This is a genomic window from Marichromatium purpuratum 984, from assembly GCF_000224005.2.
Lineage (GTDB): Bacteria > Pseudomonadota > Gammaproteobacteria > Chromatiales > Chromatiaceae > Marichromatium > Marichromatium purpuratum.
Genome location: NZ_CP007031.1, coordinates 3005222 through 3017483, shown reverse-complemented (window position 1 = coordinate 3017483; position 12262 = coordinate 3005222). Strand labels below are relative to the sequence as shown.

General features: G+C 61.0%; 13 protein-coding genes. 8 read left to right on the top strand and 5 right to left on the bottom strand.

Translation table 11 applies throughout. From position 1 onward, the window contains the following. Nucleotides 1–81: 81 nt before the first annotated feature. The 5 genes from pufB (MARPU_RS13120) to MARPU_RS13100 form a co-directional block, all read right to left on the bottom strand. Complete coding sequence (gene pufB / locus MARPU_RS13120; RefSeq protein WP_407636527.1) at nt 82–261, bottom strand: light-harvesting antenna LH1, beta subunit; 180 nt, start codon at nt 259–261, stop codon at nt 82–84. A 515-nt stretch (nt 262–776) separates the two neighbouring features. Further along, on the bottom strand, nt 777–1895 hold the full coding sequence (locus tag MARPU_RS13115) for a methyltransferase (RefSeq protein WP_005221447.1): 1119 nt from the start codon (nt 1893–1895) through the stop codon (nt 777–779). A gap of 577 nt (nt 1896–2472) precedes the next feature. Next, nucleotides 2473–2712 (bottom strand): light-harvesting antenna LH1, alpha subunit, encoded by a 240-nt coding sequence (pufA, locus tag MARPU_RS13110; RefSeq protein WP_005221452.1) that lies wholly within the window; start codon nt 2710–2712, stop codon nt 2473–2475. Nucleotides 2713–2760: 48 nt separating this feature from the next. After that, the gene (pufB, locus tag MARPU_RS13105) at nt 2761–2895 is read right to left on the bottom strand and encodes a light-harvesting antenna LH1, beta subunit (RefSeq protein ID WP_005221454.1); all 135 of its coding nucleotides are present in this window, start codon (nt 2893–2895) and stop codon (nt 2761–2763) included. A 404-nt stretch (nt 2896–3299) separates the two neighbouring features. Continuing rightward, nucleotides 3300–5114, bottom strand: a complete 1815-nt coding sequence (locus MARPU_RS13100; protein WP_269634393.1) for an FAD-dependent oxidoreductase — start codon at nt 5112–5114, stop codon at nt 3300–3302. Between the two features lie 615 nt (nt 5115–5729). Between MARPU_RS13100 and MARPU_RS13095 the strand changes: the two genes are divergently transcribed. From MARPU_RS13095 to pufA (MARPU_RS13060), 8 genes are all read left to right on the top strand, one after another. Continuing rightward, on the top strand, nt 5730–6137 hold the full coding sequence (locus MARPU_RS13095; protein ID WP_005221459.1) for a hypothetical protein: 408 nt from the start codon (nt 5730–5732) through the stop codon (nt 6135–6137). Between the two features lie 1571 nt (nt 6138–7708). Then, the gene (locus MARPU_RS13090; RefSeq protein ID WP_005221461.1) at nt 7709–7897 is read left to right on the top strand and encodes a YgaP family membrane protein; all 189 of its coding nucleotides are present in this window, start codon (nt 7709–7711) and stop codon (nt 7895–7897) included. Nucleotides 7898–8717: 820 nt separating this feature from the next. Next, nucleotides 8718–8867: a light-harvesting antenna LH1, beta subunit gene (gene pufB, locus MARPU_RS13085; RefSeq protein ID WP_005221464.1), complete on the top strand. Its 150-nt coding sequence runs from the start codon at nt 8718–8720 to the stop codon at nt 8865–8867. 32 nt (nt 8868–8899) lie between these two features. After that, nucleotides 8900–9139 carry a light-harvesting antenna LH1, alpha subunit gene (gene pufA / locus MARPU_RS13080; RefSeq protein ID WP_005221466.1) on the top strand — a complete coding sequence of 80 codons (240 nt, stop codon included), beginning with the start codon at nt 8900–8902 and terminating at the stop codon, nt 9137–9139. Nucleotides 9140–9833: 694 nt separating this feature from the next. After that, nucleotides 9834–11237, top strand: a complete 1404-nt coding sequence (locus MARPU_RS13070; RefSeq protein ID WP_005221468.1) for a BCD family MFS transporter — start codon at nt 9834–9836, stop codon at nt 11235–11237. A gap of 115 nt (nt 11238–11352) precedes the next feature. After that, nucleotides 11353–11547, top strand: coding sequence for a hypothetical protein (locus MARPU_RS17745; protein WP_156929283.1), 195 nt, complete (start codon nt 11353–11355; stop codon nt 11545–11547). 184 nt (nt 11548–11731) lie between these two features. After that, nucleotides 11732–11875, top strand: a complete 144-nt coding sequence (gene pufB / locus MARPU_RS13065) for a light-harvesting antenna LH1, beta subunit (RefSeq protein WP_005221470.1) — start codon at nt 11732–11734, stop codon at nt 11873–11875. A gap of 45 nt (nt 11876–11920) precedes the next feature. After that, nucleotides 11921–12163 (top strand): light-harvesting antenna LH1, alpha subunit, encoded by a 243-nt coding sequence (gene pufA, locus MARPU_RS13060; protein WP_005221471.1) that lies wholly within the window; start codon nt 11921–11923, stop codon nt 12161–12163. Nucleotides 12164–12262: the final 99 nt, after the last annotated feature.

The following is a 12262-nucleotide window of genomic DNA, read 5'->3' as shown; positions in this document are numbered from 1 at the left end:
GGGGCTTATGCGTGTTTTATCGCTGCCGAAACAGCGAACCGCGAGTACACGCGGATAAGCATGTACTCGCGGTCGTTGGCATTACAGCCAGGGGCGCCAGAACCATGCCAGCAGGTGTGCGAAGGCGGCGACGCCGATGAAGCCGGACATGCCCTGCATGAAAAAGCCGTGGAACTCTTGTGCTTCTTCGTCGGTCAGTCCGGTAACGCTCTTTTCGTTAGCCATTAGGTATTGCCTCTGTTTGACGTTGTCGAGACTCACGCACCGATCGGGATGCCGGATCGGTACTCATTGGGTGAGTACTCACCCGATACTTGCCAGCCTAACAAGCCCCTCGGCCTGCTTTCTGGTCAATGTGACAGTGACGGTGTCACGTCAAAGTATATCCGTTCGCTCGTCGTCGGATGGTGCTCGCCGATGGCCGCTCCGCCTTGAGGGTGGGCGACACCAGGATCACTCGACTGGATACGCGGAAGACGACATGCGACACCCTGGGCAGTGCAGCCGTTCCATGGACTCGAGATGTGAACGTTTGCGGTGCCAAGAAGGCCTACTGTCGATTGTCGATCTTCGGGCGATTGAGTTCTCTCCGATGACGTTTGGGGCGCTGCTCTCCTGTCTTGGTGGAGCAGGGTGCGAGCTGCCCGCAATCGCAGTGTCAGTCTAGCTTAACTAAGGCGAATGTCAATTTAAATTTACAGTTCTCCAGGCCCCTCTTTTCAGCCTCTCCAGCCGCCTGCTGGCAAGGCTGGAGAGGAGGCGCGATGCCTCTCGGATCAGACCGCGCGAGCGACGAGCAGGCGGGTCTGGATCGGGCGACGGGTGCGAACCAGGCGAGCCTCGCCGAAGCCGGCCTCTTCGACCATCTGTTTGAGCATCCGTGGAGGGCGGGTCCGGCCACTACCCATGGCGAGCAGATAGAGGCCGAAGTAGGCGTCACCGACTGGCTCGGCGCCCGGGGCCTCCGACATCGGCTCGATGATCAGCAGAGTACCGCCGGGCTCCAGCGCGGAGCGCGCGGCGCGCAGAATCTCCATCGCGCCGTCGTGGTTGTGATCGAGGATCACCCGTACCAGGGTGACGACATCGGCTCCCTTGGGCAGCTCCCCCTTCTTGACGTTGCAGCCGTGGGCGGTGGCGCGATCGCCGATGCCCTGCTCGGCGAAGTTCTTGGTGGCGCGCTCGGCTACGGCGGGCAGGTCGACCAGCTTGAGCTGGAGGTGTGGCCAACGCTCCGCGACCTTGGAGACGAAGCGCCCCTCGCCGCCGCCGATATCCATCAGGCACTTGTGGTCCTTGAGCGAATAGGCGTCAAGGGCGTCCTCGGCGACGAAACCGATGGAGGTCGACATCAGGGTGGTGTACTCGGCGATCCGCTCCTCGCCGTCGGCCGCCGGATCGAGCGAGCCGGCGTAGGACCAGTAGTGACCGGTCTCGGTCTCCTCGAGTTCGCCGCGGAACAGGGCCAGCGGATCGTCGATGTCGTGATAGAGCATGTGGTGGTGGCGCACCATGGCCGCGATTCCGGGGTTGCCCGGCATGGCGATACCCAGTTTGCCGAGCCCGTAACGCTCCGGCCCGCGTCGCTCCAGCAAGTCGATGGCGACCGCGGCACGCAGTAGTCGGTCGGCGGCCTCGACATCCATCTTCATGTGGTCGGCCAGTTCGGCGGCAGACTGCGGTCCGTCGGCGAGCTTGTCGAACAGGTCGAGTTTGACGCAGGCGTAGAGGATCTGGGAGTAGATGAAGCCGGCGGTGATGTCGAACAGCCCGCGCGCGCGTCGCGCTGCCTCGCGACGAGTGAACCAGGAGTCCGCCGCCCAACGCTGGAACGCGGGTTGTGCGAGTTTGCGATCACGCCAGATGCGTAGGCGATCGATGAGTGAGTACTGCACGATGATTTCACCTTCGGTTGTTGCGATCGGATCCGGTCCGTGACGGACGCGCTCGGCGGGCTGCGTCGGCCGTGTCCGTGGCCCGGTCACGATCGGTTTGCTGGGGGGTAGCTGCGAACACGAACGCCCGATTCGAAATCATCGACCTGCGTCGTGGGTGGGCGAGGTGGCGGCGGGGGTCACGACGAGCCCGCCGTCGGTGTTCGGCTGCTCGCCCGAGGTTGTGACGAGGCGTTGCGTGGCATGTCCGTAATGGTCCAACTGGGCAATCGTCGAGATCGGTTCTGCAGCCGCGTAAATATACCATTCGGGCCTTCATCGAGGTGACGGCCGGTGATGAAAAATTGGCGGCGATCAGTGAACAGTGAGGTTTTGCGAGGGTATTGCCGGGCGTTACTCAATCATTGCGTTGAGCGATCAGGCAATGTGCATGCGGAGCATCCGGTGAATGTCCGGATGATGCTACCGACAGGAGGAATTGAATGTTACCGAGAGGGGAGGTCGTGCGGGGAGGGAGTTAGCTACGGCCCCAATCCGCTGCGCGGGTAGGAGCCGTAGTCGGACACGTGCGCTGCTCTTACTTGAACTCGGGAGCAGGAGCAACGACAGCCGCAGGCTGTGCAACGCGCACGGAATCCTTGAAGCCGTAGCCCGGCAGCGATAGGGCGTAGCTGTGGATCATCCACATCTGCACGAAGAGGATGCCGAAGAAGGGCACCATCCAGGTGGCCGGGTTGATCACGGTCCAGATCTTCCAGTCATCCTCAGGATGGTTCAGCTTGGCGTTGGGATCGCCCATCATGACAGGAACTTGCATGGAGTATCTCCTAGTATTAGTTGGCAGGCTTTAGTGAATAACTAAAGCTTAGAACCAGGGCTGGTAAACCCAGGTCACAACGTGGACCGCCGAAGCGATCATGACCCAGCTCCACACACCGTGCTTCCAGTGCTCGTGGAATTCCTTCGCTTGCGCGTCGGTCAGACCAGACAGGTTGGCCATGGTAGTTTCTCCAATTCGAAGATGGTTTAGCCTTTTCGGCTGGAAAGGCCCGGGAAGGGTGTCCAGTTCTCCAGTGACGATTGGCGTTCTGGATGATGATGGAAGCCGGTCCTCGATGCCTTGAGTGTTAGTTTAAACTGACACGATCCTGTGTCAATCATTATTTACACATCATTTTCTAGGAATCATGCCGATTCCCTGATGCGGGGGGGCGTGGCGGCCTCTGGCGTCTCCACCCTGCGCTTGTCACGCATGTGCTCCCGGCTACTCCTTTTATATATAGGGCGCTGTGCGTGCGCCCTGAGGCGTGTGCGTTGCCGTGATGGTGTGGTGCGGTTGGGTGGTGGCAGGGTCGGGGCCGGCAATCGGAGTTGCCGGCCTGTGTGGGGGAGAGTGAGGCGAGATCAGCCGATCGTCAGGGGGCCGACCAGATCGACCGCCGGGATCGGGTTCTCACGCAGACCTTCAGCCGCCAGGATGCGGTTGGCGGCTATCCGTCCAGTCATGGTGGCGGCCTCCATCAGGTTGGCGGGCACCTCGAGGCGGAGGAAGTCGCCGGCGAGGAACAGGTTGTCGATCGGCGTGTCGACGCCCGGTCGACCCGCGTGGTCGCCGGGTGCCCAGCGCGGGAAGTTCTGCTGCATGGTGTAGATGTCGTAGACGATGCCGGCGCCGGCGATCTCGGGAATCAGCTCGCCGAGCTCTTCGAGCATGATTCGCTTGATCTCCTCCTCGTCGATCACGTTCTCTGGCTCGACGGCATAAGCGTGGATCTCGATGACCGAACCCTGGTGCTGCTCGGCCCAGCGCTCGTACTCGGGCTGGAGCTGCGAGTAGATGGCGATCGAGTCGGTGTAGCGATAGCCGCTGACGGTGTAGAAGGGGACGTCGAGCGGATTGATCGCGCGGTCGAACCAGACGCGCCAGACGATGTAGGGGTCGGCAACGCCGAGTCGCTCGACGCTTTCGGTGAAGGCGGTGCTGGAGATGTCTGAGCGCTCGACGATGCGCTTCAGGCCGGGGACGTCGCAGGCGAGCACCACGTAGTCGGCCTCGATCTCGGTGCCGGTGATCTGTGAGCTGACCTTGACCGTATCGCCCTCGGCGGTGGCATCCATGGTGACCAGTGGGATGTTGGTCGGACCGGTGGTGGGGACGCCGTCGCTGTCGTAGCGCGCGCCATGGCAGGGGCAGGCGAAACCGCCAGTCTCCTCGTCGAGTCCGACCGGGCAGCCCATGTGGGTGCAGCGTCCGGAAACGGCATGGAGTTCACCCTGCTCGTCGCGCTTGACGTAGTAGAGGTCGGAGCCACTGGTCCAGAAGGGAGTCCATTCCCGACCGACCTTGTCGGCCTCGACCTGGTGGGTGAGGGCCTGGATCTCACCCGGGCGCTTGAGCTTGATGTTGGTGATGCGCCCCTCGTGCTCGCTGATGCTCTGCACCTCGACACCGGCCATGACCTTGCCGCCCAGGGCGATGATGCGCTCGGTGAGCGGCGTGACGATGGCGGTCATGGAGTCGTCGATGGTCTGGGAGTAACCCATGCCGTCGGGGTTGCCGATGAAGAAGAAGTGGAAGAACTTGATCCCCTCGGCGGTCGAGTATTGGTGGAACTGGTTGAACGAGGTGTGAGCGAAGGGCTCGATGATGGTGTCGACCATCGGCTCGTTGACGCGCTTGCAGAAGGTCTCGAAATCGACCTCGTCGAGCTGCTCGAAGGTGCGCTGCGGGTGATAGCGCATCAGCTCGTAGAGCTTGCCGCGCGGATCGTTGAAGTCGAGGATCGAGACCGACTTGGCCTGCTGCACCACTTCCAGCATGTTGAACGGGAAGAAGGTTGTGGTGTTGGTGAAGCTCTCGGTCTCCTTGTCCTTGAACAGGATCGGGTAATCCTTGACCGGCTTGAAGTTGTCGCTCAGCCCCAGCTCGTCGATCAGCCCGTTGAGGTTGTAGTACTGGTTGAAGAAACCGTGAAAGCCGTGCTCGGTGGTCATGGTCTCGCCGTTGACCTCCACCTCCCAGCCGGTCAGGCGTCCACCCAGGTTCGCCGAACGCTCGACCAGGGTGACGTCGAAGCCGCGTTTGAGCAGCTCGTGGGATGCGTTCATGCCCGCCAGGCCGCCGCCGACCACGACCACGCGCTTCAGGGTTGCGGGTTTGTCGGGCAGGGTGTCGTTGTTGGGGGAGGCGAAGGGAAGAGTGGAGCGATGCGGCTGGATCGCGAACAGGCCCAGCGTGCCCGCCGTGCCACCGAGTGCTGCGAGTCCGACTGTCGTGAGAAAACGGCGGCGCTTCATATCGGCTATGACCTCTACGTCTGACGTATGTTCAGAGCCCGTGCGCCGACACCCGGCCAGCTCCGCGGGCTCGTTCGATGATTGGCGGCGACCACGAGCCGTCGCCGCTGATGAATGAAGTAGTCTATATCGATACGGCTCGTTGGCGAGTTGACGGCAATCAATGAAAATGGAAGATTATCAGGTATGATGAAAAGTTATTTTCGTTTTACGTTAAGTCTTCCGTCGAAGATTCTTCGGCCGAATTGAATCAACGTCGCGAATTGGTTTCGCGATACGTATCGAAACCTTTGGTTTCAATGTGTGTTCGAGCAATGATGTTCTCGGGGCGGTCTCGCGTTCGGTTTACTGGCTATCTTGCGCGTCATTGCTCTTTTCTGCGATCGACGTTGCTTTTCGCTGCCAGTGCCGATCTGGTCGATTTCTCTCTGACCTGGATCATGTGCAGCGTGACGAAACCGTGGAAAGATCTCCCGCTTGTGCGAGCGCGAGTTTTTGCTGCTCCACAGGATGGTTGCTTGGGTTCAGGAGTAATTGATGAAATTCTCAGCAAGAAAGACGTGGCCGGAGAAGTCCCAGAACTGGGACTACGTCGGTGAGGCGGAAAGCATCGACGACTTCGCGTTGATGTACGCGAGCGACAAGGGGCTGGCGGTGGACACCGAGTTCGTCGTCATCGAGAAGGCGGGGGCGGATTCCGACATCCAGTTCTTCAAGGTGGCGCGTGTCGAGCCTTATGCCGTCAGTGCCGCCACGCCGCGCGTGGACGGGGGCGAGGGCGCTTCTGCGAGCGCTGAGGGCGGCCAGTTCAAGGAGCAGAGCATCGGCGAAGTCTGGCATGCCATGTTCGGTAACGTGCTGTTTTTCGGTAAAGTCGGCGGAACCGCCTTCCTGTTCTTCCTCGCGATTATCTTCGCTGCCCGCTGGTGGTTCGACGCCTGGTGAGTGGCGCTCGACTCTGTGTGCCGATGCCCGATCGGCTCCGCTGCTGATCCGTTCGCCCCGGTGCGTGCGGATCGCGTCGAGTGCTGCTTGTCGGCAGTCCCTGGATCCTGGTGTGCGTGTGAGGCCATGCCGGGATCTGGCGCCTTCCTCCTTCTCTCTCCCTCTGCCTGGCCGACTTGTGAGGTCTTGGGTGGCATGGTAACGCCGCCGTTTCAGCACGGCGATCCATCGTCGCGACAATCCCCTGCCTCTTTTTTGTTTGCGCGCGCGCTCGGGTGTATGTGTGACGTGACTCCGAATCCCTGAGGAACGGTGATCGGCTGCATTGCTTTTCTGTCACTTCTGGATGGCATGATGCAGTTGCGTCGAAAACAAGAGCGATGATTCCCTGGCATGGCGAACGTCGCAATCGCTGATTGAGTCTTGCGATGATGAGTGAGGTGATTACACATTCATGACGAATGTGTTGATGTCGCTCACTCATGCCGTGAGCATGCTGTGGCAATGCAGATGATAACGCCATGGATCATGGCGCCGTAAAAGCGTGTGGCCTGCTGTGTCGACGGTTCGTCGATCGTGTTTGGATGTTTAGGATCTTTGCGATCAGGAGTCGTAATCTCGCTTCATGACGGCTTGAGCGAGCTGCGGCCTATCAATGATGCTGTGTGATGGTTTGGCGAGTTCTTCGCGTTCCTGGCGATGGATGCTGGCTCGTCGGTGTACGGCTGTCACGTCAGACAGTGAGCGCGCCAGTTTGAATGGCCGGTCCGGCTGAAGCGTCGAGTCGGGCATCGAGGTCGCCAGGGTCGTTCGGCACCGGCGGATGTGCGGCGATCCAACACCCTGGTGAAGGTCTCGCCGTCACGCCAGTCGTGCCGCTTCCGGTAGATCGTTGATCGAGGGGCGAGGCGCTCGAGCGGGTTTGCACTATGCTGTGCATGAAGGACTGCTCGCAGGCTTCGCACTACGGATGCGGCATTCTTGGCTTCGTCCAGGATGCCGTCGCCCAGGCGTGGTGCGCGACGGCTTCGTCTCCCGCCTCTTCATCGCCGGACGTCTCTGGGGTGTGGGCGTGTAGTCTTGGTGTTCCGGCGCGCCGTGTTGGGTGGCTGTTGCGTTCCGCCAGGCATCACGCTTCATCCCCTTGGTTTACGCTCGGTCGGCCGAGCCTGCACGTTGCCGTTGCCGGTGGATCCGAAGGTGCGCAGTGGGTAGCGGATGCGGGCGGCGAGCCGCTGGTGTGCCGGGTCCTGATCGGCTTTTTTCTCAGGATGCGCTCTCGGCTGTATTCCTTTTTGAAACCAGGCTGTTGCGGTTTTCGATCACGACTTCCAAGGGCATTCTTCGCGGCCCTCGGCCAGGAAGGTGGCGATGTCATCGATCTTGTGCGTGCTCTTTCAGTCAAACCACAAATGATTTAAGGTTGAATCGCTGGAGAGCGACGTGTGGCTCGTTCGCATGCCATTGCGATGAGTCAGTGCGCCACGCTCCAATAAGGGCTTTGATTCATCCGTCGAGTCGAGCATGAGCTTGGCGTCGATCAACATCACTTAGACGTAGGAGATTTGGCAATGAACATGCCTCAGAACATTGGCGACACCGATCGCAACATTCGTTTCGCCGCTGGTGCCGTCATCGCGCTGTGGGGGCTGATGACCCTCAACCTGCTCGGCCTGGTCGGGCTCGTCCTCATCGCCACCGCTTATTTCCGCAGCTGCCCGGCCTATGTGCCGATGAACATCGATACCACGCAGAAGTAATCCGTTCTGCCGGACCTGGCCAGGACCGCCGCTCGACGGCAACCTGCGCCAGCGACGACGCACGCCATCAGAGAAGCTCCGGGTCGCTGCGCTGGGGGGCGCTCTTCCAAGCCTTGCGGCCGCGTTCTTCCCGCAAGGCTTGCAGTCGACGTGTGTCGCCGCGCTCGCCATTCCCTTGGGCGTCACCGCCGTGTCCATGCTCACCGCCAGCTTCCGCTCCACTGCAGCGTATCCAGCTGTGCGCCGCCCGCTCCACTTGGTGCAATCCTGCGCGTCGATGCCTCGACTTCAGGGGCTGATCGCTTTCCTCCCCGTACGCCGGCGCGCGCTCCGCTTCCGGCGCTCTCTTCTCTCCTGGGGGGTGTCATGCTCACTCTCTCTTGAAACGACACCCCTGGGGCGGGGAGGGGTGTCTCTCGATCGGAGAGGTCGCGTTAGTTTATGTTTTTGAAAACCAAGCTGTTGCGCGCCTCGGCTGCAACACGAAATGTTGTGCGGCTGTCGTCGACCGAGAGAGTGTGCTCGGGGACTGGATTTGCTAACCCTATGATCTAACGAGGTTTGGGTTGGGAGGCGCACCGGGGCTTTGATTTTAAGTTTTTGTTTTTGATGGTTTTTAATGGCTTCTGGTTCTGTTGTAAATATTGATTGACACTCTCGCGTGTCAGGATAAACTAACACTTGCGGCTTACGCGGGCCGGCATCGGGAAGTGTCGTCGCGCACGGCACGACGACACGTCTCATGTTGTCAGCGAGCCCATACCGATCGCTTCGGTTGATCGCTGGGGCGATTAAAACTTCTAACTTGGAGATACCTCTAATGGCCGATCCCAAAGCAGCCAACCTGTCGGGCCTGACCGATGCTCAGGCTAAGGAATTCCACGAGCACTGGAAGCACGGTGTGTGGAGCTGGGTCATGATCGCTTCGGCGGTCCACGTTGTGACCTGGATCTACCAGCCCTGGTTCTAAGTTCTTTCCCATCCTCATAGAAGGAGAATCCCATGCAAGTTCCCGTTCTGCTGGCTGACAAAGACGTCAAGCTCAACCACCCTGAGGATGACTGGAAGATCTGGACCGTGATCAACCCGGCCACCTGGATGGTGCCTTTCTTCGGCATCCTCTTCGTGCAGATGTGGATGATCCACAGCTACGCCCTATCGCTGCCGGGCTACGGCTTCAAGGATTCCGTGCGCGTTGCACAGCCTGCGGCTGTCGTTGCGCCTGCCCCTGAGTTCAAGTAAGAACTCTCGGGTCCGGTTCTCGAACCGGAATCGTGTCACCAGGTGGGTCGAGCTGTCGCGCACGCTACCGTTCGATTCCGCCTGGTGCCGACGGAGTAAGAGTTCTCCGTCCTCGATCCTCTTCGGGTCCCTCGTGACGCCGTTTTTCGCTCTCACTCTCCCCTTGCCTCGATCGATCTGCTGTTGACTCCGTCCCCCTCGACGTTGTCGCGCTCCCCGTCCTCCTCGCTCGTCTGTCGTCTCTTCCGTGTTCGCCTGTGCTCGTCCGCTGTCCAGGACGCGCGTGATCGGGTGCTCGAATATCCTGTTATTGCTGTTCCGCCAATGACTTGGCTGTGCAAGTGCGAGGCGGTTGTGTAGACTGCCGATGGCTTCCGCGACCGATGTTCGGCGACTGCCATCCGTGCCCGGATGTCGCCCGAGGCCGGATGATGCGTGACCCCGTCGACGCCGGCTGGACGGTCGTGCGTGGTATCACCGCCTCGGCCTCGCATCGCCCCTCCTCGCGGTGGCCGCCGCATGTCGAGCGGTGCGCGGGCGGTGTGATCACCTGTTGTTCGTGTCCACGTGGCATCATGCGCCGGCGTCGCGCCCGTGCCGCCGCAGGCGTGGTGGGTGATGGGGTGGCGTGACTCCCCGGCGCGCGTCGGTTCGGGTGTCGCGGCCGAAAAGTGTTTTGGAGCATTCGGAGAAAATGAGAAGACTACTGAATTTCCTTGTAACCCTGCCGTTCGCCGACGCGGGCACCGCGCAGCTGCCCCTGTCTCGGTTGTTGCGGCTGTCGTTGTTCCAGGTGTCCGTCGGCATGGCGATGGTGCTGCTCTACGGCACGCTCAACCGGGTGATGGTCGTCGAGCTTGGGGTCTCGGCCTGGCTGGTGTCGCTGATGGTGGCGCTGCCGCTGGTGTTCGCGCCTTTCCGCGCGCTGATCGGGCATCGCTCCGACTACCATCACTCGGCCTTCGGTTGGCGGCGTGTGCCTTATATCGCCATCGGTAGCATGCTGCAGTACGGCGGGTTCGCGATCATGCCGTACTCGATCCTCATTCTCTCCGATCCGGCCAACCCGTTGATGATCGTTGGGCAGCTGTTCGCTGCCGCCTCCTTCCTGCTCGTCGGTGCCGGTCTGCACACGGTACAGACCGCCGGGCTCGCGTTGGCGACCGATCTCGCGCCGGAGGAGAAGCGTCCGCGGGTGGTGGCGTTGCTCTATGCCATGTTGCTGCTCGGGATGGTGGCCAGTGCGCTGCTGTTCGGCCATCTGCTCGAGGATTTCTCGCACCAGCGTTTGGTCGAGGTGGTGCACGCGGTGGCTCTGGCGACCATCGTGATGAACCTGATCGCGCTGTGGCGTCAGGAGTCGATCGATCTCAAGCGCGCGGTGGCAAACATCCCACGACCGCCGTTCGCCGAGACCTGGCGGGCCTTCCTCAAGGGCGGGCTGGCCAGTCGTCTGCTGATCGCCCTGGGACTGGGGACCGCCGGTTTCAGCATGCAGGAGATCCTGCTCGAGCCCTATGGCGCGCAGGTGCTGGGGTTGACCGTATCGCAGACGACCACGCTCACCGCGATCCTCGCCGGCGGTACCTTTGCCGCCTTCGCGCTGTCGGCCTATCTGCTGAGTCGCGGTGGTGATTCCTATCGCCTTGCGGGTTCGGGTGCGCTGATCGGCGTGTTCGCCTTCTTGTTGGTGATCGTCTCTGCCACTGCCGAGTCGCCAATGCTGTTCCGCTTCGGAACCGCCTTGATCGGCTTCGGGGCCGGGCTGCTCGGTGTCGGCACCCTGACCGCGGCGATGGGGCTGGCCCAGCGTGGTAACGCCGGTCTGGCGCTGGGGGCCTGGGGCGCGGTCCAGGCGACCACGCAGGGTCTGGCGATCGCGCTGGGTGGCGCGTTGCGCGACGGCATCACCAGCATGGCGGAGGCGGGTATCCTGGGGGCCGAGTTCACCGATCCGTCGCTGGCCTATCGAGTGGTCTACGGTCTCGAGGTGGTGCTGCTGGTCGCCGCGCTGCTGGTGTTGATCCCGTTGCTGTTGCGTGCGCGTCGTGAAGCTTCGCGTGCTCCGGCGCAGTTCGGGCTTGATCAGATGCCGTGACTCCGGTGTCCACGCGTTGCGGGCATACCCGATGGGTAGCCGCCTGAATCGCGTGGAGCGAACGGCTGTACAGAGGGGCGTTCGGGCGCCCCTTTTTCGTGCCCGTCTCGTGCCGATGTCGTCATTCGCTTGGAGCGCAACCAATGTTGCGTACGCGCTCGATGAAGCCGATTCGCGATGGAAGGGGCTACTGATCCGCATCGATATGCATATGGCTCGGTTCTTGAATGGTGCGATAGACGAAGGCCTGCTGCTGGACGCCACCGAACGGGGGGTGTTCATCGTTGAGTTCACTGCTGCGGTGGGCTGATGAACGACCGCTGTATTTTTATGTAAATCTTGCTTGACAGCGTTCGATGTCAGATTAAACTAACACTCGCACGCGGCGATGCTGAGGCAAGCCTGAAATCCTCATAAGCTTCGACGCCACGGCGATGCTGCGTCACGTGAAAGATGTCTTCATCTACAGCTAACCTCTTGAGAGGGATTAGACAATGGCGGAATCGAAGAATCTGTCCGGCCTGAGCGACGAGCAGGCCAAGGAATTCCACGAGCACTGGAAGCATGGTGTGTGGAGCTGGGTCATGATCGCTTCGGCGGTCCACGTCGTGACCTGGATCTACCAGCCCTGGTTCTAAGGCGTTAGCGTTTCAGCTTCCCGTACTCGTTAAGGAGATATTCCTATGAAAGTGCCTGTCATGATGGCTGATGAGAGCATTGCCACCATCAATCATCCCGAGGATGACTGGAAGATCTGGACCGTGATCAATCCGGCCACCTGGATGGTGCCTTTCTTCGGCATCCTCTTCGTACAGATGTGGTTGATCCACAGCTATGCGCTTTCGCTGCCGGGCTACGGCTTCAAGGATTCCGTGCGTGTCGCGCAGCCGGCGGCCGTCGTCGCTCCGGCTCCCGAGTTCAAGTAAGACCTCCAGGTCTGCTTGAGCGCGAGTTCCGCGCTATGAGCACGAAAAGGGTCAGATCATTACGGTCTGGCCCTTTTTGCATGCTGTCCTCCTGACGCC

Bases quoted from the DNA above. Each gene is read 5' to 3' on its own strand.
- pufB (WP_005221454.1), bottom strand. From the start codon at position 2,895: ATGGCCAACCTGTCTGGTCTGACCGACGCGCAAGCGAAGGAATTCCAC.
- pufB (WP_005221464.1), top strand. From the start codon at position 8,718: ATGGCCGATCCCAAAGCAGCCAACCTGTCGGGCCTGACCGATGCTCAG.
- MARPU_RS13070 (WP_005221468.1), top strand. From the start codon at position 9,834: ATGAGAAGACTACTGAATTTCCTTGTAACCCTGCCGTTCGCCGACGCG.
- MARPU_RS13090 (WP_005221461.1), top strand. From the start codon at position 7,709: ATGAACATGCCTCAGAACATTGGCGACACCGATCGCAACATTCGTTTC.
- pufA (WP_005221471.1), top strand. From the start codon at position 11,921: ATGAAAGTGCCTGTCATGATGGCTGATGAGAGCATTGCCACCATCAAT.
- pufB (WP_005221470.1), top strand. From the start codon at position 11,732: ATGGCGGAATCGAAGAATCTGTCCGGCCTGAGCGACGAGCAGGCCAAG.
- MARPU_RS13095 (WP_005221459.1), top strand. From the start codon at position 5,730: ATGAAATTCTCAGCAAGAAAGACGTGGCCGGAGAAGTCCCAGAACTGG.
- pufA (WP_005221452.1), bottom strand. From the start codon at position 2,712: ATGCAAGTTCCTGTCATGATGGGCGATCCCAACGCCAAGCTGAACCAT.
- pufA (WP_005221466.1), top strand. From the start codon at position 8,900: ATGCAAGTTCCCGTTCTGCTGGCTGACAAAGACGTCAAGCTCAACCAC.
- MARPU_RS17745 (WP_156929283.1), top strand. From the start codon at position 11,353: ATGTCGTCATTCGCTTGGAGCGCAACCAATGTTGCGTACGCGCTCGAT.